The 24,924-nt window shown below is 59.7% G+C and carries 23 protein-coding genes and 1 tRNA gene; 3 read left to right on the forward strand and 21 right to left on the reverse strand.

What is annotated here, in order from left to right; genetic code table 11:
- Positions 1 to 5: 5 nt before the first annotated feature.
- The 11 genes from ACP0KA_RS05485 to ACP0KA_RS05535 all read right to left on the reverse strand — a co-directional run bounded on the left by ACP0KA_RS05485 (position 6) and on the right by ACP0KA_RS05535 (position 11,088).
- Positions 6 to 1,037 (reverse strand): LacI family DNA-binding transcriptional regulator, encoded by a 1,032-nt coding sequence (locus ACP0KA_RS05485; RefSeq protein ID WP_424627831.1) that lies wholly within the window; start codon positions 1,035 to 1,037, stop codon positions 6 to 8.
- 461 nt (positions 1,038 to 1,498) lie between these two features.
- Positions 1,499 to 2,008 carry a RidA family protein gene (locus ACP0KA_RS05490; protein WP_424627832.1) on the reverse strand — a complete coding sequence of 170 codons (510 nt, stop codon included), beginning with the start codon at positions 2,006 to 2,008 and terminating at the stop codon, positions 1,499 to 1,501.
- Between the two features lie 29 nt (positions 2,009 to 2,037).
- Complete coding sequence (locus ACP0KA_RS05495) at positions 2,038 to 4,362, reverse strand: xanthine dehydrogenase family protein molybdopterin-binding subunit (protein ID WP_424627833.1); 2,325 nt, start codon at positions 4,360 to 4,362, stop codon at positions 2,038 to 2,040.
- Positions 4,362 to 4,856, reverse strand: a complete 495-nt coding sequence (locus ACP0KA_RS05500; protein WP_424627834.1) for a (2Fe-2S)-binding protein — start codon at positions 4,854 to 4,856, stop codon at positions 4,362 to 4,364. The genes ACP0KA_RS05495 and ACP0KA_RS05500 overlap by 1 nt, the downstream gene beginning before the upstream one ends.
- Positions 4,857 to 4,922: 66 nt before the next feature.
- Entirely contained in the window at positions 4,923 to 5,459 is a 537-nt protein-coding gene (locus tag ACP0KA_RS05505) for an amino acid synthesis family protein (RefSeq protein WP_424627835.1), read from the reverse strand.
- Positions 5,460 to 6,437 (reverse strand): amidohydrolase family protein, encoded by a 978-nt coding sequence (locus ACP0KA_RS05510; protein ID WP_424627836.1) that lies wholly within the window; start codon positions 6,435 to 6,437, stop codon positions 5,460 to 5,462.
- A 2-nt stretch (positions 6,438 to 6,439) separates the two neighbouring features.
- Positions 6,440 to 7,144, reverse strand: coding sequence for an ABC transporter ATP-binding protein (locus ACP0KA_RS05515; RefSeq protein ID WP_424627837.1), 705 nt, complete (start codon positions 7,142 to 7,144; stop codon positions 6,440 to 6,442).
- A complete protein-coding gene (locus ACP0KA_RS05520; protein WP_424627838.1) occupies positions 7,137 to 7,865 on the reverse strand; it encodes an ABC transporter ATP-binding protein in 729 nt (242 codons plus the stop codon). The genes ACP0KA_RS05515 and ACP0KA_RS05520 overlap by 8 nt, the downstream gene beginning before the upstream one ends.
- Positions 7,862 to 8,875: a branched-chain amino acid ABC transporter permease gene (locus ACP0KA_RS05525; RefSeq protein ID WP_424627839.1), complete on the reverse strand. Its 1,014-nt coding sequence runs from the start codon at positions 8,873 to 8,875 to the stop codon at positions 7,862 to 7,864. The genes ACP0KA_RS05520 and ACP0KA_RS05525 overlap by 4 nt, the downstream gene beginning before the upstream one ends.
- Positions 8,876 to 8,883: 8 nt before the next feature.
- Entirely contained in the window at positions 8,884 to 9,768 is an 885-nt protein-coding gene (locus tag ACP0KA_RS05530) for a branched-chain amino acid ABC transporter permease (protein WP_424627840.1), read from the reverse strand.
- A 51-nt stretch (positions 9,769 to 9,819) separates the two neighbouring features.
- Positions 9,820 to 11,088 carry an ABC transporter substrate-binding protein gene (locus ACP0KA_RS05535; protein WP_424627841.1) on the reverse strand — a complete coding sequence of 423 codons (1,269 nt, stop codon included), beginning with the start codon at positions 11,086 to 11,088 and terminating at the stop codon, positions 9,820 to 9,822.
- 122 nt (positions 11,089 to 11,210) lie between these two features.
- Here ACP0KA_RS05535 and ACP0KA_RS05540 point away from each other — a divergent pair, with 122 nt between their 5' ends.
- On the forward strand, positions 11,211 to 12,128 hold the full coding sequence (locus ACP0KA_RS05540) for a LysR family transcriptional regulator (protein WP_424627842.1): 918 nt from the start codon (positions 11,211 to 11,213) through the stop codon (positions 12,126 to 12,128).
- Between the two features lie 17 nt (positions 12,129 to 12,145).
- Here the strand turns inward: ACP0KA_RS05540 and ACP0KA_RS05545 are convergent, their stop codons facing one another.
- From ACP0KA_RS05545 to ACP0KA_RS05575, 7 genes are all read right to left on the reverse strand, one after another.
- Positions 12,146 to 13,144 carry an alpha/beta hydrolase gene (locus tag ACP0KA_RS05545; RefSeq protein WP_424627843.1) on the reverse strand — a complete coding sequence of 333 codons (999 nt, stop codon included), beginning with the start codon at positions 13,142 to 13,144 and terminating at the stop codon, positions 12,146 to 12,148.
- 156 nt (positions 13,145 to 13,300) lie between these two features.
- The gene (locus ACP0KA_RS05550; RefSeq protein WP_424627844.1) at positions 13,301 to 14,158 is read right to left on the reverse strand and encodes an FAD binding domain-containing protein; all 858 of its coding nucleotides are present in this window, start codon (positions 14,156 to 14,158) and stop codon (positions 13,301 to 13,303) included.
- An 827-nt stretch (positions 14,159 to 14,985) separates the two neighbouring features.
- Positions 14,986 to 15,061 (reverse strand) — tRNA-Ile (locus ACP0KA_RS05555).
- Positions 15,062 to 15,165: 104 nt separating this feature from the next.
- Complete coding sequence (locus tag ACP0KA_RS05560; protein WP_424627845.1) at positions 15,166 to 16,425, reverse strand: adenosylmethionine--8-amino-7-oxononanoate transaminase; 1,260 nt, start codon at positions 16,423 to 16,425, stop codon at positions 15,166 to 15,168.
- Positions 16,425 to 17,063, reverse strand: a complete 639-nt coding sequence (bioD, locus tag ACP0KA_RS05565) for a dethiobiotin synthase (RefSeq protein WP_424627846.1) — start codon at positions 17,061 to 17,063, stop codon at positions 16,425 to 16,427. Before bioD ends, ACP0KA_RS05560 begins: the two co-directional genes overlap by 1 nt.
- Entirely contained in the window at positions 17,060 to 18,190 is a 1,131-nt protein-coding gene (locus ACP0KA_RS05570) for an 8-amino-7-oxononanoate synthase (RefSeq protein WP_424627847.1), read from the reverse strand. Before ACP0KA_RS05570 ends, bioD begins: the two co-directional genes overlap by 4 nt.
- Before the next feature lie 72 nt (positions 18,191 to 18,262).
- A complete protein-coding gene (locus ACP0KA_RS05575) occupies positions 18,263 to 19,384 on the reverse strand; it encodes an MFS transporter (protein WP_424631489.1) in 1,122 nt (373 codons plus the stop codon).
- 406 nt (positions 19,385 to 19,790) lie between these two features.
- On the opposite strand from ACP0KA_RS05575, the gene flhA reads away from it, so the two are divergent.
- Both flhA and ACP0KA_RS05585 read left to right on the forward strand, forming a co-directional pair.
- Positions 19,791 to 21,941, forward strand: coding sequence for a flagellar biosynthesis protein FlhA (gene flhA, locus ACP0KA_RS05580; protein WP_424627848.1), 2,151 nt, complete (start codon positions 19,791 to 19,793; stop codon positions 21,939 to 21,941).
- 302 nt (positions 21,942 to 22,243) lie between these two features.
- The gene (locus tag ACP0KA_RS05585; protein WP_424627849.1) at positions 22,244 to 22,456 is read left to right on the forward strand and encodes a hypothetical protein; all 213 of its coding nucleotides are present in this window, start codon (positions 22,244 to 22,246) and stop codon (positions 22,454 to 22,456) included.
- A 134-nt stretch (positions 22,457 to 22,590) separates the two neighbouring features.
- Here the strand turns inward: ACP0KA_RS05585 and ACP0KA_RS05590 are convergent, their stop codons facing one another.
- From ACP0KA_RS05590 to fliJ, 3 genes are all read right to left on the reverse strand, one after another.
- A complete protein-coding gene (locus tag ACP0KA_RS05590) occupies positions 22,591 to 23,643 on the reverse strand; it encodes an anti-sigma factor (RefSeq protein WP_424627850.1) in 1,053 nt (350 codons plus the stop codon).
- Between the two features lie 12 nt (positions 23,644 to 23,655).
- Positions 23,656 to 24,177 carry a sigma-70 family RNA polymerase sigma factor gene (locus ACP0KA_RS05595; protein ID WP_424631490.1) on the reverse strand — a complete coding sequence of 174 codons (522 nt, stop codon included), beginning with the start codon at positions 24,175 to 24,177 and terminating at the stop codon, positions 23,656 to 23,658.
- A gap of 252 nt (positions 24,178 to 24,429) precedes the next feature.
- Positions 24,430 to 24,849 carry a flagellar export protein FliJ gene (gene fliJ, locus ACP0KA_RS05600; RefSeq protein ID WP_424627851.1) on the reverse strand — a complete coding sequence of 140 codons (420 nt, stop codon included), beginning with the start codon at positions 24,847 to 24,849 and terminating at the stop codon, positions 24,430 to 24,432.
- Positions 24,850 to 24,924: the final 75 nt, after the last annotated feature.

The raw sequence follows: 24,924 nt of genomic DNA on the forward strand, positions 1-24,924 counted from the left end.
CTCACTCACTTTTCCAGCCGGTGACCACCGGTCGAACCACGAATGACGAGATCGTTCGGCAGGCAGATTGTCTTGTGATCGATTGCAGTGCCGGCAATGCGCTCCAGCAGAAGCGCCACTGCTTCCTGCGCCATTTGCTTCAACGGCTGACGAACAGTGGTGAGATCGAACGCCGGCCATGACGCCATCTCGATATCGTCGTACCCGATGATCCAGAGCTTGCCCGGAACATCCACACCTCGCATACGCGCGGCATCACGGGCGCCGAGTGCAATCACGTCGTTGACGCAAAACAGAACATCCGGCGGCTGAGCAAGATCGAGAAGATAGGAGGCCGCATCAAATCCCGTCTTGTGGGAAAAGGAATCCACGCGGATCGACAACGACGGATCCAATGGACGCTTAAGCTCATCCAACCGAGTCCGGAACGCCGTCTGACGTGCACGAATGGTGCTCGCCAGAGGCAGCCCTTCGATGACACCGATGCGTTTGCGATTGGCCTGCACGACATAATCAGCGACCGTCGCAGCCCCTTTCGCATTGTCGCTCGTGACCTGATCACAGGGCCACCCCTCGACGACACGATGGATAAGGACGACCGGTGCGTTCAGCATCACCGCCTCATAGAGCGGTGTCGAGAGCGACGTGGCGGTCGTCATGATGACGCCGTCGACAAGACTCTCTCTGACGGCAGCCGCAGCCGCCCCTTCATCCGTCTCGTCCGTATTCCAGACCATCATCCGCAGCCCGGCTTCAGTGAGCCGTTGCCCGAGGATCTGCAACATTTCCGGATAGAGCGGATTGGCGAGGCGCGAGACGACAACCCCGATGTTCCCGGTGCGATTGGTGCGCATGGCGCGCGCCATCGCATTCGGCCGATAGTTCATCTGCCTCATCACGGCCAGAACGCGCTCCCGCGTCTCCGGCTGGACGTTTGGATTTCCCGACAGAACGCGCGAGACGGTCGCCTGCGAGACCTTCGCGGCCCGCGCTATGTCCTTGCTCGTTAACGGAAAACTCTGTGTAATCGTATTCATGAAGTGACTGAAAAACGTCCCACTTGTCCATTTTCGCGACTTATCATGCATGTATACGAATTCATGACAACCCCATCCTCGCAGATTCCATTGACAGTTCGCACGCGAATGCCCGCGTGCCGAAATCGAGGAGATCGAAATCAAGCCCGGAAATCGATACTGCCCGCTACGGGAGGCCTAAGCCTTTGAGGACGGAGTTCGGTCGGAAACCGCTGCAGTCTGCGAAGGCGGATCTGTAGCATCGTCAGCCCGCGGTTATGGGCGGTGAGAGCACGCCTAACTGGTAAGCTTTCGGTAGCTTTCTTGTCAGTCGGCTGACTGACTTCATTTCTATCTTTTGCTCGCCGATATCTGACTGAATCCGCTCAATGCACCCGGTATCGTTTCGCGCCGCAAGCGGACATTGCGAATGCCGCGACCATCAGCTCGAACCTTCAGTCTTATGTGAGCTTTGCGATGGATCACACACTCGGCAATGCGGCGACCATATCCAGTTCGACGCGAGCGCCGGGAGTCGAAAGCTGATTAACGCATACTGTCGTGCTCGCCGGCGTCCAATCACCAAAATACTCTTTCAAGACGGCGACCATCCCGTCCTGATCACGAATGTCCGTCAGATACTTGGTGACCTTCACCACGTCGGTCCAGGCCAGCCCTTGATGATCGAGGATGGTTTTGATGGTCTCCATGGCGCGCCGCGTTTGATCTTCGATTTTGTTGGGGTGATCGTGCTCGGCGATATCATGCGGATGTTTGTGATAAAGCGGCGATGGCGTTGCTCCTGAAATAAACAACAGACCGCATGGGCTTTCGATACGGATTGCTGGCGCATAGGGCATGTCAACGCGCCGCTCCGGAATGGTCTGTATCTCCTTGATTTCGGGATTCGTCGGAGAGGACTTGAATGCTGGTTTCGGAATCATGTCTTGCACTCTAGCCACACCGGGTTGCTGATATGGTTCGATTTCCACTTCGCATCCTGTCCCGCATTTCTCGTTACCTACGCTTGCGCGGTCCGAATTAGGTCCCGGAGGCGCGCCGGTGACACCGGATGTTCAGTGATCCGGATATGAAAGGGCTTCAATGCATCCTCGATCGCGGCAATTACACATGCCGCGGCGGGAATGGTGCCACCTTCACCTGCCCCCTTGACGCCGATCGGGTTGAGCGGTGACGGCGACTCGACATGGATGATCTCGATGCGTGGAATTTCGGGCGCAGTGGGAAGCAGATAGTCCGCATAGTTGGTCGTCACCGGCTGCCCGGCCTCGTCATAGATCATCCGTTCGAACAGCGCGTTGCCGATGCCGTGGACGACTCCGCCGCGCACTTGCCCATCCACCAGCATTGGATTGATCAGCTTTCCACAATCATGCCCGACCACGTAGCGCGTAATTTCCACCCGGCCGGTGTCAATGTCGACTTCGACCTCGCAGAGATGGGTGCCATTCGCAAACGTATTCTTCCGCACCTCGTAATAGGCCGTCGCGGAGAGACCGGGCTCGACGCCGGCAACCATCGGCATGCCCGACATGCCGTTCAGACGAAACGCGATCTGCGCCAGCGGGACCTGCATTCCGGGCACGCCGACGACACGGACAACTCCGTCCTCAAGCACCAAGTCGGCTTCCGAGACCTCGAACATCTCGCTCGCAATCTTGATGGCCTTGCTGCGCACGGCCACCGATGCCTGATGCACGGAAGAGCCGGCGGTGACCGCCGTCCTGCTCGCAATCGCACCGATTCCAAGCGGGAATTTATCGGTGTCTGCGGCTTCGACGACGATATCTTCGAGGCGCACGCCGAGAATGTCTGCGCAGATCTGCGCAAAGATGGTGGCGTGGCCCTGCCCCTGGCTTGCCGCACCGCTCTGGACCACCACCTTCCCGTTCGGCTCAACGCGAACGGTGGCGCCTTCGAACGGTGCGAGACCGGTGTCCTCGACGTAGCTCGCGATGCCGCGCCCGATGAAGCGACCCGAAGCACGCGCGCTCTCCTGCCGCGCGATGAAATCATCTCCGGCACGTTCCAGCACCGCCTCCAGGCAGGCATGATAGTCGCCGCTGTCGAAACTGATGGGCGATCCGTCACGTGCCTTCATACCCGTGAGATACGGAAACTGATCCTTGCGGACGAAACTGCGGCGCCTTACGTCCGCAGGATCAAGTGACAGTTCGCGCGCGACCCGATCGGCGAGACGTTCGAGAACAAAGCACGCCGTCGGCCGTCCCGCCCCGCGAACGGGCGTATTGGGCACCAGGTTGGTGAAAACGACGTCGATCTGAATGTCGACCGCCTGCAAAGCATAGGGTCCGGGAAACGCCGCCAACGACGTTACGGCAGCGACGGTACCGTACGGCACATAGGCACCATTATCGTGAATGCAGCGACCGCGAACCGCCAACAAACGACCATCGTGATCGGCGGCAACCTCTACCACCCAAGCCTGGTCGCGCTGCTGCGCCGTCGAGACGAAGTGCTCGCTGCGGTCCTCGACCCATTTCACCGGCCGTCCCAGCTTCAGGGCGACGAGCGGCACGACGACTTCTTCGGAATAGAACACGCCCTTCGGCCCGAAACCGCCGCCGACATTGGGCGCAATAACCCGAACCGTGCGTTCGTCGCACCCGAGATGATCGGCCACCAGTCGGCGCACCATGTGCGGCATCTGGGTCGAGGTCCAGATCGTCAATCCTTCGCCCATTGGATCGGGCAACGCGGCGACGCCTCGTCCCTCCATGGAATGACAGCCGCCCCGATGTGTTTCGAACGTCTCGGAGAAAACGTGAGGTGCCTTTGAAAAGACCTCCTCAACCGCCCCGAAGCGGCCGTGAAGCGAGGCGACGAGATTGTCTGGGGAGTCCAGATGCACCCGCGGCGCGTCGGCGTTCAGCGCAGTACGCCAGTCGGCAACAGCATCGAGGACCTCATAGTCGACCTCGACGAGCGCCGCCGCGTCTTCCGCGATCGATCTACTTTCTGCAATCACGACGACGATCGGAACGCCGACATGGCAGACTTCGCGATCCGCGAGCGGCTGATAGTTCAGCGGTTGCTTGAGATGCCCGACTGGCACCGTATGAGGCATCTCTTTCCTGGCGACTTCGCCGAGATCCGCCGCAGCATACACCGCCACGACGCCCGGCACTTTTCGCGCTGCTGTGCAGTCAACAGTTACAATGCGGGCATGAGCGTGGCCTGCGCGCACGAAAGCCGCATGCAACACACCCGCGATCTTCAGATCGTCGAGATATTTCCCGCGTCCGGTGATCAGGACCGGATCCTCGACCCGACGGACTGCTGAACCGAAATAGCGGACGCCCATCAGGTATCCTCTCGCGATGCTCGTGCCGCATCGAGCGCTGCATCAACAATGGTCTCGTAACCGGTGCATCGGCAGAGATTGCCCGAGATCGCGTCTCGGACCTCGCCCTCGTCTGCTTCCGGCCGCTCCGCCAGCAGGGCGACGACTGTCATGATCATCCCGGGCGTGCAGAAGCCGCATTGGAGACCATGCCGATTCCAAAATGCCTGTTGAACGGGATGCAATTCGCCGTCCGCACTCGCCAGCCCCTCGACGGTCAGGATCGACGCACCATTCGCCTGGCCTGCAAACATCAGACACGAACGAACCGGCGCTCCGTTCACAATCACCGTGCACGCTCCGCAGACCCCGTGCTCGCATCCGATGTGCGTGCCGGTCAAATTTAGATCGTGCCGAAGAAAATCGCCGAGATGCCGGCGCGGCTCAACGTCGCGCTCGAACGTCGCTCCGTTTACCGTCAGGCGGACATGTTCGAGTGCGGGCCGATCGTCCATGAGATGTCCTGCTTCTATCCGCCTTCGACAAAATCCGTCCTGGAAGCCCGCGAGCCGAGCGTGATGTTACTCCGGCTTCTTGACCCGAGGCCTCGGCCGTCCACCGTCCGCGAGGGCCACCACCACCACGATCTCATCCGGTCGCGGCGCATTCGGGACCATCACGCTCAATGTGTCGAAATGATCAAAAGACCAGACGTCGTCCTTGTGTCCGAGCGGCACGTCGAGAACTTCACCGACAGCACCGATTTTGACGTTCGACGGAATGATGGCGGCCCCGCCCCCAATGGCAGCGCGCATCGGCTTACCCATCCGGGGATGGAGTAGCGCCGCAGCATGTTCGAGATCGCCGGCCGTGCCAACGATCGCCGCCTTGCCGTACGACGTGGCAGGCCCGGAGAGCAGCGGCAGCGCTTCTTGGACCAGTTTCTCGCCGAGTTCGGCGCCGAATGCGATCAGTTGCTCGACATCGTCTTGCGGATTTCCCGCGTACGGATTTGCGATCACCGCGCATGCCGCCACCCGCGTCACCGGCCGAGCCGCCGACAAACCACCTTCGGTGAAAACGACATCCTTGATGACGGTCAGACGGCGGATTTCCATTTAGGCCTCCAGCATACGATCAAAATTGCGGCTGAGGATCAGATCGGCTTTATCCGAAGGCAAGGCGTTCCGGACGAAATTGACCGGATCAGGCTCGCCCAAGGGGAACGGCGCATCGCTTCCCAGCATCACTCTTTCCACCGGCACCACATCGACAACGTATCGTAGGATCGCGGGCTCGAAGCAAATGCTATCGAAGTAAAGTCGCTTCAGATAGTCCCCGACCGGCATCTTGAGGGTCTGTTGCAACTGAGGATTCGTATCGACTTCGCGCTGCATGCGTGCACGCAGTATCGGACTGAACGCACCAGCGTGAGCGCAGACCAGCTTGAGCGACGGCCATTTGTCAAGGAAGCCCGAGCAGATCATCTTCAGGATGTTGATCGTGTTATCAAAAAGGTAGCCTGCGACGATCGTCAGCTCGTATTCCCGCATGCGGTCCTTGCCGAGAGGATCGGCTGGATGCACGAACAAAGGCACATTGAGGTCCGTCGCCGCACGTACGATCGGCTCGAATTGCTCGTCGTTGAGGTAAACACCGCGCACGTTCGACGCGATATGACCGCCCAGGAATCCATAGTCTCGCACGCAGCGCCGCAGCTCGTCCGCGGCGGCTTTCGGATTTTGCATCGGCAACACGGCCCAACCGCCAAAGCGCTTGCGATCGGACCCGATAGCTCCGGCGAGCGCATCGTTGAACACGCGAGCTGCTTCGACAGCGATGGCGGCGTCGAGATGATAGTCGATGAACGGTGTCGCGAGAGAAAGTATCGTGCGCTCGACACCATCGCGCTGCATGCGTTCGATCTGCTTGCCGAGATCGAAGAACGTCGTGTTCAGACCGAAATGCATGCCGCGGATATCGAGGTCGACAAGATCTCCCTCGCGGCGCTTGACCTTGATCGCGAACTCATCACGGGCTGCAGCGAAACGAAAGAACTCGTCGGGAACGAAGTGGCAGTGGATGTCAGTAATCATCTCTACAGTCCTAAATAGGCCTTCTTCAATCGATCATCGTTAAGCAGCTGCTTGCCCTCGCCTTCCATCACGATGTGTCCGTTCTCCAGGACGTAGGCTCTGTCCGCTGTAGCGAGCACGTGATGGACATTCTGTTCAACGATCATGACCGTGAGCCCCTTGGCGCGAAGATCGACCACGAGGTCAAACAGCAGCTTGACGTATATCGGCGCGAGTCCCTCGGTCGGCTCGTCGAGCAGGAGGACGCGCGGCTTCGCCATCAGCGCGCGCCCGATCGCCAGCATCTGCTGCTCGCCGCCGCTCATCGAGCCGGCAAGCTGCTTGCGCCGCTCCGCGAGGACCGGCAGAAGCGCGAAGACTTCTTCAAGCGTTGTCCGAGCTTGGGCGCGCGCGTCCTTCGAAAAGGCGCCGATCTCCAGATTTTCGAGCACCGTCATGAATGGGAATAGCCGGCGACGTTCCGGCACCAGAACAAGCCCCTTCGCCGGCCGCTCATAGGCAGCGAGGTCGTTGATCGCCACACCATCGAGCAGGACATCGCCCTGATGGGATGTGCGCAACCCCGCCATGGTGAACATCAGCGAACTCTTGCCGGCGGCATTCGCGCCGACAAGCCCGACGATTTCGCCGGCCTTTACCGTGAGATTGATGTCGTGCAGGACCTGCACATCGCCGTAAAAGGCGTTCAGATGCCGGACGTCAAGCAATTGCGATCTCCTCACCGAGATACGCTTTGACGACGGCAGGATCGCGCGCCATCATCGCCGGCGTTCCTTCGGCAATCTGCTTGCCGCGATTGATGACGATCATCCTCGTTGCGGTCTTCATGATCGCGTACAGAACGTGTTCGACCCAGATCACCGTGATGCCACGCGAGGGAAGCTGCGCGACAAAACTCGTCATGGAGCCCACTTCGGTGGGTGTCAGCCCCGCCATGATTTCGTCGAACAGCACCAGCTTGGGCCGCATTGCGAGAGCACGTGCCACCTCCAGCCGCTTCAGGAGACCGACGGTCAGAGAGCTTGCCGGCGACTCCGCGAAGTCTGCGAGCCCGACGTCATCCAATGTCGCTGCAGCGACTTTTCGGGCACCGACTATCGACTTCTCTCGGAGAAACGCGCTCAACATCACGTTCTCGATGACGGACAACTGGCGATAAGGCTTCGGAATCTGGAATGTACGGGCGATTCCAACGCGCGCCATGTCGTGCGCCTTCCATCCGGTGACGGTCCTGCCGTCATAGACAATCTCGCCGGCAGATGGTGGGAGTACGCCAGCGATCAGATTGAAGAGCGTGCTTTTTCCGGCGCCGTTCGGTCCCATCAAACCGACCAATTCGCCTTCCCGGACCGAGAACGAGACATCATTGACAGCAAGCGTCGTTCGGAAGGAACGGCTGATGTTGCGGACTTCGAGCAATGCGCTCATGCGAAAGGCCTCCACCGCGTCAGCTTATTGAGCGCGCCGGCGAGACCAGAGGGAAAATAGAGCATCACAACGAGGAGTCCGAGGCTGTAAATGACGAGATGCAGGCCTGCTGCGGAGTTGCCGAAGTACGAGCGTAGAAGCTCGGACAATGGAGTAATCAGGAAGGATCCGAGGACGGGACCTATGGCGGTGCCAAGTCCGCCAACCGCAGGCAGCAAGGCGAACTGGAACGACAGCTCCGGCGAGATCACGTAAGTCGGATCGAGATAGAGGAAATACTGCGCAAACAACGACCCGCCGATCCCGGTGAGCGCTGCGCTGAGCGCCATGGCGGCGGCTCGCCCCATCAGAGGATTCACGCCCGCTGCGCCAGCAGCGTCTTCGTTGTCCCTGATGGCAAACAGGTAATAGCCAAAACGGGACGCTTCGAGCGCCTTGGTGATACTGTAAACGGCGACAAGATACCCGAGCATCAACGCCGCGTAGGCCGATTTTGATGCGAACACCATTCCAGCCACGGTAGACATGGGGGGAATGGAAAGTCCCTCCGCTCCGCCGGTCAGCGACGCCCAGTTCAGCGCAACAATGCGGACGACTTCCGCGAACGCCAAGGTCGAAAGAATGAAAAACGGTCCGCGCAGACGCGCGCAGATCACCGCGAGAAACGAACCGAAGACCGCGGCGATAATCGCTCCGGCCCAGATTCCGATCCACGGCGTCAGATCGTACCTCGTCAGCAAGATCGTAGAAGTGTACGCGCCGACCCCGAAGAAGGCGGAGTGACCGAACGAAATCAATCCGGCATATCCGCCGGCAATGTTCCATGCCAGCGCCAATCCCGCAAAAAGGAAGCTCAGAACGATGACGTCGAGCAGGCTCGGCGCAACGTCAAAAGCGACCACCACGATGCATAGCAACAGGAGAACGATCTCGAACCACGACACCTGGCCGCGCCTCGGTAGCGTTGGGATGCGCCCTCGGGGCGCGTTTGCATTAGCGACGATAGACATGGAGACACTCAGTCATTCATTCCAACGGTCGCGGCGCCCTGTTGGCCGAGCAGACCGTTAGGCCGGAAGATCATCACGAACAGGAACAAGACGAAGAAGAAGAGCTGCCCGAACGCCGGTGCGACGTAGTATCCGCTGAGGGACTGAATCACTCCGACACATATGCCGCCGAGCAACGCTCCCTCGATGCTGCCCATGCCCCCGAGCACGACGATGACGAAGGCAATCAACACGAAGTTCAGGCCAACCGACGGAAACACCGAGAACAGGGGCACCATGACGCAGGCGGCAAGGCCCACAAGGGCGGAGCCGGCGGCGAACGTAATGAGAAAGATGCGCGGCACTGGGATTCCCATCAGCATCGCGGCTTCCCCGTCCTGCACCGTCGCCCGGATTGCCTTGCCGAGATACGTGCTCTTGATCAGCCATTGCAGGGCAACCGTGCAAACCAGCGTGACGAGAAACCCGAGCAGCAGCTCAACCTTCACATAGATCGGGCCGATCGTCAGCGACCGGGAAAAGATGGGCGGAATGTCGCGCAAGTCTGCCGTCATCGCCATCAATGCGGCGTTCTGCAGGAAAATCGACAACGCCATGGTCGCGAAGACAACGACGAGGTGAGGCTTGTCGAGCGCCGGGCTGACGATCAGCAGGTAGACCAGACCGCCGAACAGAAACATTGCCGGCACGATCGCTATCGCCGCGAAGTAAGGATTGAGGCCGAGAAAGTGCGTGAATGCCCATGCGCCATACATCGCGATCATGAGGAACTCACCGTGTGCGAAGTTGACGATCCTCAGAACGCCGAAGATCAGCGTGAGGCCGATGCTCATCAGCGCGTAAACGCTACCGATGAGCACCCCAGATAGAAGGAGCTGTAAGAAGGTGGCCATATCAAAATTCCTGCGGAGGGTTGCGCGAGGACGTACCTCGCGCCCCGCCCCTCAGCGCGCGCTCCATTTCGGCATCGGCACCATGATCGCTTCATGGGTCGCGAGGTTCGGCGGATAGACCTGCTCGTTGCCTTGCTTCGTCCACTGCCACACGCCGATCGAAGCTCGGAGATTTTGACCAGCATCCTTGGGATCATCGGCCCAATCGAAATGCGTGAACTTGATGCCGCTGCCGTTGACGAGCGAGCCTTCCGGCAGGTCAAGCTTCAACGCGATGTCGCGAAGCTCATCCGGCTGATAGGTTTTTGCCTTCGGAAGGACCTCCGTGAACAGAGCCCAGATTGCCGAGAACCCGGCCGCCGCATGGCCTGCCGGCGGACGCTTCAACTTCGCTTCGTAGCGCTTGTAGAATTCCTCGGCGACCTTCTTGACCTCTGGTTTGAGTACGTCCTCGTTCACTTTGGGCGGGAAATCAGCCACGAAGATCCCGACCACCGAGTCGCCGATCGAATCACGCAAGTCGGCTGACGAATAGCCCGCGCTCACTCCGACGAACGCGCCTACGTTGAAATCAAGTTCCTTGGCCTTGCGCTGGAACAGGATCGCATCGTTCGGAAACGAGATGGCGATCAGTACGTCTGGCGCGACGTCCTTGAGCTTCTGCACGATCGGCGTCATGTCAGTCGCGGTCTGGTCGTACCCCTCGTCGAACACGAGCTTCAGGCCTTTTGTCTGCGCATAGGCACGAATTCCGTCACCGACCGACTTCCCGAATGCGCGGTTCTCCCACAAAAGAGCGACTTTCAGGTCGCCAACCGACTTGTTGAGACGCTTGGCGAGGTCGTTCATGGTGAAATCAACCGCCGCCTGCCCGTATTTGCGGGCCGGCGCGCCGACCTGGAAGGTGTTCTTGAAGCCGCGTCGCGTGATCACTTCGGCGGCGCCCGTGGTTTCCCAATGGAAGGCGCCATTGCGCTCGGCTGCCTGGCTGACCGCGATGGCGATCGGCGAAGCGAACGAACCGGTGGTGATCTTGATGCCCTCTTTGTTGATCAAGCGCTCCGTTTCGCTGATCGCGGCGTTTGGTGTCGTGGCGTCGCCCTGGACGTAGACGATCTTATGGCCGTTCACGCCGCCGCGCTCGTTAATCATGTCGCGGGCGATCTGGATGGCTTCCCAGTTCTCGATGCCGTTCTTCGCGAGCGGGCCGGTAAATGGCAGCAAAACCCCAATCTTAATCGGTTCCTGCGCGTTCGCCATCATTGGAAAGGCCAGTGCAAGCCCCACAAACAAAGCACTTAAGCGAAGTATCGGTCCCATCCGTACGGCTCCCCCCGTCGATTACTTTTTCTAGGGCTGAAGGCTATGCAGAACTTCTTCATGCAGCAATCGAATTTTTGAGATAACTTCTATTCATAAAACGTATACTGCAGGGAACTCTCGTGGATCAGCGCAAGATCAAATTCTTCTTTTCCGTTATCGAGCACGGCAATTTGAGCAGCGCCGCACAAGCTTTACGCGTTTCGCAGCCAACACTCAGTCGACAAATCCAGGCGATCGAAGAGGAGTTTCAGACCCCGTTGTTCGTTCGCGGCAGTCGCGGCATGCTGCTCACCGAGGCAGGAAAGCAATTGCAAGAAGGCCTTCAGAGCATTGAGCGGCAGCTCCGGCTCTTGAAAGGCGACGTGGCGGCGGTGACGCTGGAACCCGCAGGCGAAGTGGCTTTCGGCATCCCTCCCTCTCCTCGCGGCCTGATCGCCATCCCGCTCATCAAGAAATTCAATGCCGCGTATCCCCGCATCGTGGTCCGCATTGTCGAAGAGACATCGGGGCAACTGCGCGATCTTGTCGCGAACGGATTGCTCGACGTTGCCATCACCAATTCCAGCGAGCCTACTCATGGCATTGGCGCTCAGCAATTGGGGCGGGAACGGATGATGCTGATCGGACCGGCAAGCGAGAAACTATCGATCCGTAAGGCGACGCCGCTCAAGGCTTTGGCAGGCCTGCCTTTGATTTTGACGATGCGCCCGAACAGCTTACGACTCACGATCGAGAATGGGATGGGGCTTCATGGCCTCCAGCCGAACATCCGTTTCGAGGCGAACACGCTCCCCCTGATGACCGATCTCGTCATTGGAGGTTTGGGCTACACCGTACTGCCGATGTGCGGTGTCCGCAGCCTCCTGAAGCAGGGGCTGGTCTCCGCCAGTCCGATCGCGGATCTCTCAATCACCTGGCTCGTCGCACGACCAAAGGCTCGGACGCTCGGCGTCGCGGCAGAACGCTTCCACGAAATGCTTTGCGAATTCGGCCGAAAGCTGGTGCGCGACGGCGTCTGGCAGGATACCGCGCCTTGAGTTGCCGCCATCGGCGGTCAGACGTGCAACTGCATCTGGGTGAGAACAGCGCGCCCGAGCAACCCATAGGGATTGCCGAATGTCTCCATCATCTCGAAATGATTGTAGTTTTCATTGACAAAGAACTGACAGGATTTGCCGGCGTCCTTGACCGCCTTCGCGAAGTCGCGCGTTTGCCGTTGAAACTCCGGCGTTTCGTAGGTGCCGTGGGCGAGCACCAGGGGCGTACGTATCCTGTCGATATGGCGCTGCGTGCTGAACTTCTGCTCGATATCATCGGTCATGATGACGTACTTCCCGCGCGCCGAAAGCCGCACGGGCTTCAGGTCATACAATCCGCTACACAAAACCGCACCCTTGATGATGTCATCCGGCAGACCGAAGTCCCTCTTCCAGTCGGTCAACAGAGCCACGCCGGCGAGATGGGCGCCCGACGAAAAGCCCGACAAATAGACCCGCGAGGGATCTCCACCGAAACGGGAGGCATTCTGAACGGTCCAGGCGATGGCGCGGCGAACTTGCTCGACCATCGGCGTCAGATCCCCTTTCGTCTCGTCGACTGACACGAAGTCCGGCAACACATAGTGAGCGCCCGCCTTAGTCACCATTTCAGCTGGAAAAGCATAGTCGGTTGCGGGACGCTGGCGCCAAGCTCCGCCATGGATGAAGATGTGGATAGGCGCGTTCGAAGACTTGGGTGAATAAATCTCCAGCCTTTCGATGGCAGTTGGACCGTACTTCTCCACCTGAGGCTTGCCGATTCGATCGCGCATGGCGATGCTGTTGGAGGCGTAGCGCTTCAGAAGCTGCTGCAGGTTCGGCGCATACTTGGACTGGTTATACGCGTCGTCGAGTTCGCGCTGGTCCATATCCAGCCAGACCTTGGGGCCTTTCTCCGCTGGAGCCGAAGCAGGCTGCTGAGCGGATACGCGGTTCGGAAAGGCTGCGATGCCGACGGCAAGTCCGGAGATCAGCAGCCGGCGATCGATGCTGATCGAAGCGATTGTTTCGGTCATCCCATTCTCCCATCAAAAAAATTATTGCACTCAGGTTCCGCGAAATTCAGGCGCTACGGCATCCAGAAAGATGCCGCATCGAACGCAACTCTGTGAGCCGAAGCTCCCGCTCCGGATCGCGCGTGCGCTCCGACAAGCAACGCTTTTGCCGGTGTGCTAGCGCGTCGAGTTGTCGAGCGCACGGCGTGTGACTGCTTGGACGAGATCGCGGCGATACTCAGCCGTCGTCTGGATGTCCTCGATGGGATCTACCGCGAGAGCCGCGGCCTCGCCGGCCGATGCGAAAAGCTCGGTCGATGGCAGTTGCCCGCTTAATACATTTTCTGCTTCTGGAATTCGCCGCGCACGAGCCTCCGCGCCGCCGATACCGACCCGTGGATCGGCAATCCTTCCATCGACGAGCCGATAGGTGACGAGCGCAGCGGACATTGCAAAATCGCCGGCGCGGCGACTGAATTCGTAAAAACCAAATCTTGTGTCGTCCGCCAACAATGGCAGTCGCGCTTCAACGAGCAGTTCGTCCTCCTGAAGCGCAGTCGTCATGATGCCATCGAGAAACTCGTCAATCGGGACCACGCGCTCCCCGCGTACACTTTTCAAGACCAATCGCGCGCCGAGCGTCGCAGAGACGAGACACCACTCCGACGATGGATCGGCATGCGCGAGGCTGCCGCAGAACGTGCCGCGCATGCGAATGGGAAAATGAGCGATATGACCAGCCACATGGGCGAGAAGCCTGCCGATGGGACCTTCAACGACCGGCCTGTGAAAGGCTCCATGTCGCACGCAGGCACCGATCGACAGATATCCGTCATCGACGGCAAGGCGGTCGAGCCCTTCCACTTCGTTGATATCGATCAAATGCGCCGGTGAGGCCATGCGGAAGGCCATAATCGGCACGAGGCTTTGGCCTCCGGCCAGGACCCGCCCGTCCCGAGGAGCGAATTCGGCCAAAGCATTCACGGCCTCGTCCAACGTGCGAGGTACGTGGCGTGTGAATGGCGCCGGTTTCATCCGGTCCTCCTGGCGAGGTGCGTCGTAACCGACGACCTCTTCAATGCTTCGACGATATGAGCGCTCGATGGCATATGCCCTCTCGCAGTAATTGCTTCGTCCGACGAAACGGTAGTCAAAAGGCGAACCATGCAGCAATCGAAATTTTCGGATACACACTATTCATCTTTTGTATGCCTTACGGAGGAATGAGTCATTTCAGATCCAAGCGGGCCTCATGCCCGCTTTGCAACGCCCGAGCGGCAGCTTGAGTTCGGTATGGCTGTCGGGTGTTCAGTCGTTCGAAATCACAACGATCAGACAAGCGTGGCTGATAAGCTTTCGAGTGTTTGCTTATCAGTTGGCTGACTGACTCCGTTTTTGATCTTTGCTTATCAATTAGCGAACCTGGTTCAATTCGGGATCACCGACCGGACAAGGGTCTCAATTGAAGCCTGGTTAAGAACGGTCAGCACAACTGGCTATCGATATTTATTCCCAAGTCAAATTCCTGCGCGAGCTCATCTAGATCTGCCCCGCGCAAGATGAGATCGATGTAATCGGCGCCGCGCACCCCGAGTTCGGCACCGTAAGACATCAACCCGCCGGCATCGACGAAATAACTAAACGGATAGACAGGGCGTTAGGCCGCAGTGCGTGACGGCGTAGGACGCGTTCTTCAGGAAGCAGTTCATCGCGTCGGCAACGAATGGAGTTCCGACCTTGTGGTCTTCTGAATAGAGCGCCGCCAACGCTATCGGCTATCGACCGAAGAGTGGAAAAATTGGCGAAACATTGGGGCCGAGACGGGAGGCCTCGCGCAACACATCGCAAACCGTTGAATTCGTTGGTGGGCCCGGCAGGACTCGAACCTGCAACCAGACCGTTATGAGCGGTCGGCTCTAACCATTGAGCTACAGGCCCCGCCGGCCCTGAGGGCAACGGTGCATCATCCCCATACAATGACCGTTGCCGCCGGGCAATCGGCGTGTTGGCCTATCGACGCCAATTTGTCTTTCGTCCGAATGTCAGGCGATTTCGGCGGCCAATTCGCCGATAGCGTCGTAAACCTGACCAAGATCGGCGGCCGTCGAACAATAGGGCGGCATGATATAAACGGTGTTGCCAAGCGGTCGCACCAGCAAACCGCGATCAAGAAAACCCCGATAGAGCCGAGGGCCGATGTCGGCCATGTAGCCGGCATCGTTGGCAACGATATCGAGCGCAGCAATGGTTCCGATCTGCCGGACATTTGCAAAGCGCAGATTGTCACGGAATGCCTCGAGGTGTTTTGCGTGCGTGGCGGAGACTTGAGTGATCCGTTCCATCACCGGCTCCCGCTCCCAGACCTCGAGATTTGCGAGCGCCGCTGCGCAGGCAATGGGATTGGCTGTGTAGGAGCTCGAATGGAAAAAGGTCCGGGTTCGGTCCGTGGAGTAATGCGCGTCAAAGATATCGCCGCGGCAAAGCGTGACCGCTAGCGGCACCGATCCGCCTGTCAGACCTTTGGAATAGCATGCAATGTCCGGTACGACGCCCGCCTGCTCGCAGGCGAACAACGTGCCGGTGCGGCCCCATCCCGTCATGACCTCATCGGCGATGAGAAGAACGCCGTGCGCCTCGCAGATGCGTTTCATCTCGGCAAGGACAGACGGCGGATAGATCAACATCCCGCCCGCGCCGAGAACCAACGGCTCGACAATGAGCGCCGCAATGCCGCCGCCACCGCAGGCTGCTTTCAACGCAGCAAAGGTGTCGTCTTCTCGCCCCTGCCGCGGAAACGGTATGCGCTCCACATCAAACAGCAGAGGATCATAGGGCGCATTGAAGACACCGCGCTCACCGACGGACATTCCGCCGATGGTGTCGCCATGGTAGGCACCTTCGAGCGCCAGAATGCGGCTGCGCTTCTCGCCGCTGTGCCGCCAGAAGCCAAGCGCCATCTTGAGCGCGACTTCGACAGAGGTCGACCCGCTGTCGGAGAAGAAAACATATTCAAGCTGCGGCGGCGTGATCGCGACAAGCCGCCGGGCAAGCTGCTCTGCGGGTTCGTGGGTGAAACCGGCAAAAATCACCTGATCGAGACGATCCGCCTGATCCTTGATTGCCTGCACAATATGAGGGTGACGATGACCGTGGGTTATCACCCACCACGATGAAATCGCATCGAAGATGCGGCGGCCATCTGCCGTCTCGAGCCAGGCCCCCTCGCCTCGCGAGATCATCACGGCGTCCGGCAACACGGCGTGCTGCGTGAACGGATGCCAGACTGGCGACTTCGATATCATCACACAGCTCCGTTCAGAAAATCCTCGACGGTGAAGTTCTGAGCGAAAGCCGTCCGCAGGGTGTCCGGCGTCAGCACTGCGAGCGAAGGAAGACGGCCGAGCCGTTTCACGTGTCCCATCTCTGCGATCGTTCGCTCGGAGTCCGCATTCTCATCGCCTATAAAAGCAACGCCGAGCAGCGGGATGGCACGACGGCGCAGAGCTTCAACGGACAGCAATGTGTGGTTGATCGTGCCCAGCGTGGTGCGCGCGCAGAGCACGACCGGCGCTCGCCACCGTGCCATCTGATCGATGTAAGTCGTCTCACGCGTCAGAGGCACCATCAATCCGCCGGCACCTTCCACCACGAGCGGACCTGACACATTCGGCAGCAGCAGTTTCGCGGGGTCGATCGCGACGCCGTCGATTTCGGCGGCCAAGTGCGGCGATGCCGGTGTGTTCAGGCGGTAGAGCTCGGGCAGCACATGCGTCGGCGCGATCCCCGAAAGACGCACCACGGCCTGCGTGTCAGTCTCTTCCTCTAAACCCGATTGAATCGGCTTCCAGTAGAACGCATTGAGGGCACCGGTGAGTGCTGCAGAGAAAACCGTCTTGCCGATGCCAGTGTCGGTCCCGGTGACCACGATCTGCCTGTTCATGCTGCTGCCCGCATTTCGTCCGACAACGTCGCGAAAAGCTCCGCAACGGCGGTCTCGTTCACGTTCAACGTCAGCGCGATACGAAGACGCGCCGTGCCTTCGGCGACGGTCGGAGGACGTATCGCGCGGATATCGAAGCCGCGACGCTGCAAGGCGGCCGCCAGTGCCACTGCGGCTTGGTCAGCGCCGATCACGACAGGAAGAATGTGCGAGCCTGACGGCTCGATATTGCAGCGCTGGCGCAGTTCGCTTCCCGCGAATTCAACGAGGCGGGCCAATCGTTCTCGCCGCGTGGAGTCCGTCCGGGATAATCGAAGAGACGCACGGGTCACGGCGGCAATCAATGGCGAAGGAGCCGTTGCAAAGATAAAGGGACGGGCGCGATTGACGAGAAAGTCGCGGATGACCTTCGGACCAACGATGAAACCGCCGACCGTGCCCAATGCCTTGCCGCAGGTATGCAGGGTGAGAACATTGTCGCGGCCTTCGAAAGCAGCGGCCAATCCTCGCCCCTCGGGCCCCAGAACGCCCGTCGCGTGTGCTTCATCGATCACGATCATCGCCCCGTGACGATCGGCGACCGCGAACAACTCGTCCAGATTCGGGCTATCCCCATCCATGCTGTAGAGGCTTTCAACCGAAATCCACGGTCTGCCCTTGCCGCCGGAGTTGCGCCAGCGAACAATCGCCGCATCGAACGCGTCCACGTCATTATGAGGAGCGCTGACATAGTCGGCGCGGCCACGCCGCAGTCCTTCGTGCACACTGGCATGAACCAGCTCATCGTGAACGATAAGGTCACCGCGTTGCGGCAGCGTTGAGAAGATCGCAAAATTCGCGACATAGCCGCCACCGAAATAGAGTGCTGTTTCCGCGCCGAAATACGCGGCAGCTTCACTCTCCAGCGCCTCGTGTTCGGAATGGTTGCCGCGCAGCAGCCGTGAGCCGCCAGATCCCACGGGAACCCCGCGGGCTATCGCATCAGCGGCAGCCTTGCTCAGTTCGTCGGATTCCGCGAGCCCAAGATAATCGTTCGAGGTGAAATCAATCCCCGAGCGCTCGCGCAGCGAGCGCAGACGCCCTCGTCCCGCAAGGTCGCGCAAGTCCTTTTCGAAATCATCATGCATCAGGCTGTCCCGGGAAGGCCAAGGCTCCATGTCCCGTTACGAGACCCTGACGTGACGGTCAATGTCTAGCAGTTATGCGAACGCCATACGCTGGCGCGCCCGCCACAGCAGCATAACCACAATAGTAATATTGAGGGCGTTCCAGCCTAGGCCGTTCAGGAAGGCAGCGGCGTACGACCCGGTGGCGTCGAAGATCAGTCCCGACACCCACCCGCCGAACGACATGCCCACCACCGACGCAAAAATGACGATGCCCACACGGGTTGCGGCTTCGTGCGCCGGCATCGCTTCCCGTACGATGATGGCATAGCTCGGCACGATGCCGCCCTGGAACAAGCCGAACATCGCGGAGATAACATAGAGCGACGTCAGGCTGTCGAAGAACAGATAGAACAGCAATGCGACGCCTTGCGCGATCGAGCCGACCAGCAATGTTCGCAAACCGCCGATGCGATCCGCCAGGAACCCCGATCCGATCCGGCTGACGATCCCGAAGGCCAGCATCAGCGACAGCATTTCCGCACCACGCGCAACGCCATAACCGAGATCACCACAATAAGCGACGATGTGCACTTGCGGCATCGCCATGGCGACGCAACACCCGATAGAAGCGATGCCAAGCAGCGTGGTCAGCGCGTTGGTGCTCATACGCAGGTCAATCTGCGGAGCGGCTGCGTTCGCGTGCGAGCGCACCGTTTCCTTTCCGATGAACCAACGCAGCACGAGCACGGTGACCGCCATGGCGGCCGCACATCCAATTCCAATTGCGATGTGGGTGACACGCCACCCCGCATAAGTGGTGCCGCGTTCCACGATCGTCGGCCAGAAGGTTCCGGCAATGTAATTCCCGCTGGCCGCAATGGTCACAGCAAGGCCTCTGTAGCGTTCGAACCAGTGCGATGCCTCAGCCATCAGCGGTCCGAACGTAGCGGCCGCACCGAGCCCGATGGCGAAGTGCATCAGGTTGAACTGCCACAGCGCACCGGCATAACCCGCGCCGACATATCCCAGCGCCAGCGCGGCGGTGCCGATCATGATCGCCGGGACAATCCCGAACCTGTCCGAGAGCTTGCCCATCAGGACGCCGCCGACACCGAACCCCATCATGGCACAGGTGAAAGCGAGTGACGCGGCAGCCCGGGTGGCTCCGAACTCGGCCTGCACCGTGGGGATGACGACCACCACCGACCACATGCCCACGCTGCCAAGTGAGCCGATGACGAGCGCGATGAACAGTCGGACCCACGCCGCACGCGAGTCAGGGGTAAATGTCACGGGATGAGGTCCGGAATCGATGGAAATAGCCACGAATGCAACTTCGTCGGCCCCGCTTCCCGGGTCAAGATCTTCTCCAGATGGCGGTCATGCGAGAAAGCTGTTCTCGAGGAAGCCAATTTCAGCCCGTGCTTCACCCTCATTAACCATTTGCTAACCATAAACTGGGCAAATTTTGCCGAGTGAAGTCGAGTGTCGTCGGTTGTCAAAACGGGAGCTGCCCGTGGATGCCAGTGCGGTGCCTCACCTTCGGAACGGTGGTCCCTTGGCCGCCGCTCAAGCCTTTGGGGCTCACGAACGACATGCACGAGGGGACTTTGCGACAATGGTTGATCTGACGGCTGGCCAGGGCGCGGCGACAAGCTCCGGATTTCCTAAACTTTCCGACCTCAGCACCATGCTCAAGCGCGGCGATCTCGCGCTGGCTTTCGGCGTTCTCACCATCCTGGTGGTGCTTATCCTGCCGCTGCCATCGATGGTGCTGGATTTCTTCCTGGCGATCTCGATCACGCTCTCGATCCTGATCCTGATGACGGCCCTGTTCATTCAGGCGCCGCTGGAATTCTCTGCTTTTCCAACGGTCCTCCTGATCTCCACCATGTTGCGGTTGTCGCTCAACATGGCCTCGACGCGCCTGATCCTGTCACACGGACACGAAGGAACCGCCGCGGCCGGCCACGTCATCGAGGCCTTCGGCAACTTCGTGATGGGCGGCAACTTCGTCATCGGCATTATCGTCTTCACGATTCTTGTCATCGTGAACTTTGTCGTCATCACCAAGGGTTCGGGCCGTATCGCCGAAGTGGCGGCCCGCTTCCACTTGGACTCCATGCCCGGCAAACAGATGGCGATCGATGCCGACCTGTCCGCCGGCCTGATCGACGAAAAAACTGCCAAACAGCGCCGCAAGGAATTGGAAGACGAAAGCGGCTTCTTCGGCGCCATGGACGGTGCATCCAAATTCGTGCGCGGCGACGCGATCGCCGGCCTGCTCGTGGTGTTCATCAACGTGATCGGCGGCATCATCATCGGCGTCGCCCAGCAAGGCCTGGGCTTCGCCGAAGCCGCCCGCACCTACACCCTGCTGACCGTCGGCGACGGCCTGGTCACGCAGGTCCCCGCGCTGATCGTCTCCACCGCTGCCGGCCTTCTCGTCTCCAAGGCTGGCGTCAGCGGCGCTGCCGACAAGGCCATGATGAATCAGTTGTCGGGATATCCTCAGGCGCTCGGCATGGCGTCCGGCGTGATGCTGGTGCTGTCGCTGCTGCCCGGCATTCCGATGTTGCCGTTTCTCGCTCTCGGTGGCGGCGCGGGCTATCTGGCGTGGAACGCACAGAAGCGCAAAGGCGCGGCCAAGGCCGAAGAAACCCGGGCTGCAAGCGATCCCGCCATGGCCGCTACGGGCCCGGGCGCTGCCGCAGCCGCGGCGGCAGCCGCCGAAGAGCCGATCTCGAGCGCGCTCAAGATCGACGATCTGAAGATCGAGCTGGGTTATGCTCTGTTGCCGCTGGTCAATGGACCCGACGGCACCGACCGCCTCACCGAGCAGATCAAGGCACTACGCCGCTCGCTTGCGATCGAGATGGGCTTTGTCATGCCGGCCGTGCGAATTCTCGATAACGTCCAGCTCGAAGCAAACACCTACGTCATCAAGATCAAGGAAGTCGACGCCGGCACCGGACGCATCTGGGCCAACCAGTTCATGGTCATGGACCCGGCCGGCAATCAGGTCAGCGTGCCAGGGACACACACGACGGAGCCGACCTTCGGTCTGCCTGCAACCTGGGTCGAAGCCTCCCTCAAGGAAGAGGCTTCGCTCAAAGGCTACACGGTCGTGGACTCGGCCACGGTGCTGTCCACACATCTCACCGAGCTGCTCAAGAACAACATGTCGGATCTTCTGTCCTACGGCGAAGTTCAAAAACTGCTCAAGGAGCTGCCGAAGGAGCAAGGCGAACTCGTCAAGGATATCGTTCCGACCCAAATCAACGTGTCCGGAATCCAGCGCGTGCTCCAGCTTCTCTTGGCCGAGCGCATCTCGATCCGCGATCTGTCGACCATTCTCGAGGGCATCGCCGATGCACTGGCATTCTCGCGCAACCCCGCGACGATTGTCGAACATGTCCGCGCACGGTTGGCACGGCAAATCTGCGCGCAGAACACGTCGATCAACGGCTATCTGCCGCTCCTGGCTCTCAGTGCGAAGTGGGAACAGGCTTTCGCGGAATCGTTGGTCGGCACGGGCGACGATCGCAGCCTCGCCATGCAGCCATCCAAGCTTTCTGAGTTCATGACCGCCGTGCGCGACAAATTCGAACAGGCGGCCCGCGAAGGCGAAGCTCCCGTGCTCGTCACATCGGGCGCGATTCGGCCGTTCGTACGGTCGCTGGTGGAGCGGTTCCGGGCCCAGACGACGGTGTTGTCCCAGGCGGAAATTCATCCCCGCGCTCGCCTTAAAACGGTGGGCAGTATCTAAAAAGGCCGTAAAAACACCGCCGCCAGCTGCGACATATTCGTCACAGACAAGTATTTCATTGATTTTCGCAAATAAAGTCGCGCCCCGACCGGACCTCGGTTGGGGCGCAATCTATTGAAATTACGGGAATAATTCCCATTGGTTAAAAACCTCTCATCAGTTCAAGAGATTTCACTCGTTTGTGAAGTCCGCTTGGAAACAAATGCCTGTCACTTACGTTCTTAAGCACAAGAACGACGTTGAACCTGAGGGCAGGCGAACGGGACCAAAGTTCGACTGCACAAGGCGGCGGGAGATTTTTGATGAACCATTCGTTTTATAGCGCAGATCGGATGACGCATTTGAAGATTGTCGTCGTCGCTCTTGTCGCTGCGATTGGCGTCGCGGGTCTGGGCATCTCCGCCCGCCTGTCGTCGGACAATGGTCTGACGGAAACAGCTCGCGCAACTGGACCGGCAATCAAGGCAACCAAAGCAGTCGTGATAACGAGTTCAGAACAACAGGTGATCCGATAACGAGTTTTACGAATTCATGAGGCTCTCTTCCCCGCCCCCCGAAGTCGCCTTATGAATGCTCAGAAGACCCCAAGTCTGAGACCAGAAAACGCCCGCTCCCCACGGGCGTTTTTTGTTGCCTGCTAAAATGTGATTTAGCGCGGCGGCAAGGACGGAACCGTCTCGATCAGTTTGCCGGTGTAAACAATCTGCCCGGTGGGAATACCCGTCGGCGAGCCACCTTCCGGCTCGATCGTGACGGCGTAAGTCGCCTTCCTGATCATGTCGGGGTCATAAGACGTGGTCGACGCGCGGATGGTGAAATCGGCTCCGCCAATCACACCAAGAGACCATGGTCGCTGTAGCCTGTCAGAGACGAGCCAAAGCTCGTAACTCTTGCCGGGCTGGGACGTCGCGCCCAGTTTCCGCACGGTAAAAGTCTTCGCCTTCGTATCGACAGTCAGAATGAATGCCGGCGTCGACGCGTCCTGCTGTAACAGGGCGACGAACTGCGCAGCTTGCGGAGCAGGAGGGGCTGGGACCTCCACGATCTGCACCTTTGGCTTCACGCGAAGCCCCTCGGGAAGGAGATCGGGCCGATAGGCCTGCAATGCAATCACGCTCGCGAGCGCTGCGGCCACCGCGCTCATCAGCATGCCGAACCCAAACCCACCGCGCTTGCGATCAGCCAACTCGACCACATTGCTTGTCTGTTCGGACACACGCGGTGCAACCACGGGCTCGGGCGCGACGTCGGGTGGCGCGCCAGCCGTCATCGCCTCCAGTTCTTTGATGGTGGCGTTCGCTTCTTCGGGTGTTGTCCCTACCGCGCCCGCCTCATCCGAGGGCGCCGCAACCGCGGGCGGTTCGCTCGGCTGCTCAGCAGCAGGTTCAGGCGCAGGCGCAACCACACCCGCCGCCTCGGAGGTGACGATTGGCGCCGGAGGTTGCTCCGGCTCTGGAGGCATTGGGGTTGACCGATTGATCTCGGCGACAACAGATTGAATGTTATTCCAGAGATGCGGCGGCGGCTCGACCGCGGCGACCATCTGGTGCAACGGCACCAGCTTGCGATCCCACGCATCAACCACTTCCATGAAACCGTGGTCAACGATCATCATGGTTTCAACGAGTGCACGCTCGTCCGCATCAAGCGTGCCAAGCGCGTATTCTGCGGCGAGCGCGATATGATCTTCGCTATAGTTCATGCCTGACCACCATTATGCCAAACCGAGGCATTCGCGGATCTCCACCATGCTCCGACGCAGCCACGTCTTGATGGTGTTCAAAGGCGCATCGAATTTCCGCGATAGCTGTTCGCGGCTCCAGCCGTTGTAATAAGCGAGCAGCACCAACCTCTGACGTTGCGGCTCAAGCTGGCCGACGCATTCAAGAATCCGCTGTAGCTCTTCAGACATGTCTTTGCGGGCAAGTGGATCAGGGGTGTCGGACGCCACATCCATCGCACCGGGCTCTTCTTCGATCGAAATCTCGCTCCGCTTGCGAACAACATCGATCGCCCGGTTGCGCGCTATTGAAACCATCCAGGTGATCGGGGATGACAAGCCGGGATTGAACTGTCCCGCGCTGTTCCAGATCTTGACGTAAGCGTCCTGGATCACCTCTTCCGTCAGATCCTGACGTTTCAAGATACGAAGAACGACCCCGTAGAGTTTCGCTGATGTTGCTTCGTAGAGGCGCTCAAATGCAGCCTCGTCACGTCGTGCAACAGACGCGAGCAGCGAGGAAAGCTCAGCTGGCGTTTGCATTCAATGTCCTCATCCAGGCCGATCGCTCGCCGACCAGATTCCTTCCTTTCGTATCACATCTTGCCGGTGTGGGCTGAAAACCCCAAAGATATCCGCAAGAAAGAAGACCCGAGCCGGGCGGCTCGGGTCTTGTATCCTTGATCGACGGGCTTAAAGCAGCCTCCCTCGTCGAGGAGCGCGGCAATCGCGCGCATCAACCGACGAAAGAAGGACCAGCGGAACGCCTTAGGCCATTGCTCCGATGCGGGCACGCATCAGCCCGATGCTGTCGAGGTCGGCCTGCTCGCGGGCGCTTTCCTCGGCGCGCTCACGCGCCTGGTCCCGCTCATCGAGCAGTTCAACCTTCTTCAGCTCTTCGAAGGCTTCGCCGAGAATGGCCTTGGCGTCCTCGAGCTGAACCCGCAGCTCATCTGCCGACCGGACCAAATTCTCACGGCGCTGGATGGCAGCCTTGGCATAGGTCGGATAGGCAAAATGCGACGGGTCGTTGATACCGGCGCGCTCCTGTTCGTGCTGGATTTCGCGCTCGAGATCGGTCGACATGCGCTGGAAGTCCGCGATCATTCCCTCGATCTGCGCGACCCTCCGGCGCTTTTCGTCGACCTGAAATTTCTTCAGGCGGATCAGCGTTTCACGTGACTTCATCGACTCATACTCCCCAGAAGTCCCAAGCTGGAAGCGGGACACGACCGGCTCCCCCGAGGGCCCCTCCGGTCAAAC

The sequence above is a fragment of the Bradyrhizobium sp. SYSU BS000235 genome (assembly GCF_049747295.1).
Taxonomy (GTDB): Bacteria; Pseudomonadota; Alphaproteobacteria; order Rhizobiales; family Xanthobacteraceae; genus Afipia.

What these genes read in the sequence shown, in the direction of transcription:
- fliJ (WP_424627851.1), bottom strand. Translation starts at nt 24,849, where the DNA reads ATGAAGTCACGTGAAACGCTGATCCGCCTGAAGAAATTTCAGGTCGAC.
- ACP0KA_RS05535 (WP_424627841.1), bottom strand. Translation starts at nt 11,088, where the DNA reads ATGGGACCGATACTTCGCTTAAGTGCTTTGTTTGTGGGGCTTGCACTG.
- ACP0KA_RS05495 (WP_424627833.1), bottom strand. Translation starts at nt 4,362, where the DNA reads ATGGGCGTCCGCTATTTCGGTTCAGCAGTCCGTCGGGTCGAGGATCCG.
- ACP0KA_RS05560 (WP_424627845.1), bottom strand. Translation starts at nt 16,425, where the DNA reads ATGATATCGAAGTCGCCAGTCTGGCATCCGTTCACGCAGCACGCCGTG.
- ACP0KA_RS05500 (WP_424627834.1), bottom strand. Translation starts at nt 4,856, where the DNA reads ATGGACGATCGGCCCGCACTCGAACATGTCCGCCTGACGGTAAACGGA.
- ACP0KA_RS05525 (WP_424627839.1), bottom strand. Translation starts at nt 8,875, where the DNA reads ATGTCTATCGTCGCTAATGCAAACGCGCCCCGAGGGCGCATCCCAACG.
- ACP0KA_RS05520 (WP_424627838.1), bottom strand. Translation starts at nt 7,865, where the DNA reads ATGAGCGCATTGCTCGAAGTCCGCAACATCAGCCGTTCCTTCCGAACG.
- ACP0KA_RS05550 (WP_424627844.1), bottom strand. Translation starts at nt 14,158, where the DNA reads ATGAAACCGGCGCCATTCACACGCCACGTACCTCGCACGTTGGACGAG.
- bioD (WP_424627846.1), bottom strand. Translation starts at nt 17,063, where the DNA reads ATGAACAGGCAGATCGTGGTCACCGGGACCGACACTGGCATCGGCAAG.
- flhA (WP_424627848.1), top strand. Translation starts at nt 19,791, where the DNA reads ATGGTTGATCTGACGGCTGGCCAGGGCGCGGCGACAAGCTCCGGATTT.
- ACP0KA_RS05485 (WP_424627831.1), bottom strand. Translation starts at nt 1,037, where the DNA reads ATGAATACGATTACACAGAGTTTTCCGTTAACGAGCAAGGACATAGCG.
- ACP0KA_RS05530 (WP_424627840.1), bottom strand. Translation starts at nt 9,768, where the DNA reads ATGGCCACCTTCTTACAGCTCCTTCTATCTGGGGTGCTCATCGGTAGC.
- ACP0KA_RS05570 (WP_424627847.1), bottom strand. Translation starts at nt 18,190, where the DNA reads ATGCATGATGATTTCGAAAAGGACTTGCGCGACCTTGCGGGACGAGGG.
- ACP0KA_RS05590 (WP_424627850.1), bottom strand. Translation starts at nt 23,643, where the DNA reads ATGAACTATAGCGAAGATCATATCGCGCTCGCCGCAGAATACGCGCTT.
- ACP0KA_RS05545 (WP_424627843.1), bottom strand. Translation starts at nt 13,144, where the DNA reads ATGACCGAAACAATCGCTTCGATCAGCATCGATCGCCGGCTGCTGATC.
- ACP0KA_RS05505 (WP_424627835.1), bottom strand. Translation starts at nt 5,459, where the DNA reads ATGGAAATCCGCCGTCTGACCGTCATCAAGGATGTCGTTTTCACCGAA.
- ACP0KA_RS05585 (WP_424627849.1), top strand. Translation starts at nt 22,244, where the DNA reads ATGAACCATTCGTTTTATAGCGCAGATCGGATGACGCATTTGAAGATT.
- ACP0KA_RS05510 (WP_424627836.1), bottom strand. Translation starts at nt 6,437, where the DNA reads ATGATTACTGACATCCACTGCCACTTCGTTCCCGACGAGTTCTTTCGT.
- ACP0KA_RS05575 (WP_424631489.1), bottom strand. Translation starts at nt 19,384, where the DNA reads ATGTGGTCGGTGGTGGTCGTCATCCCCACGGTGCAGGCCGAGTTCGGA.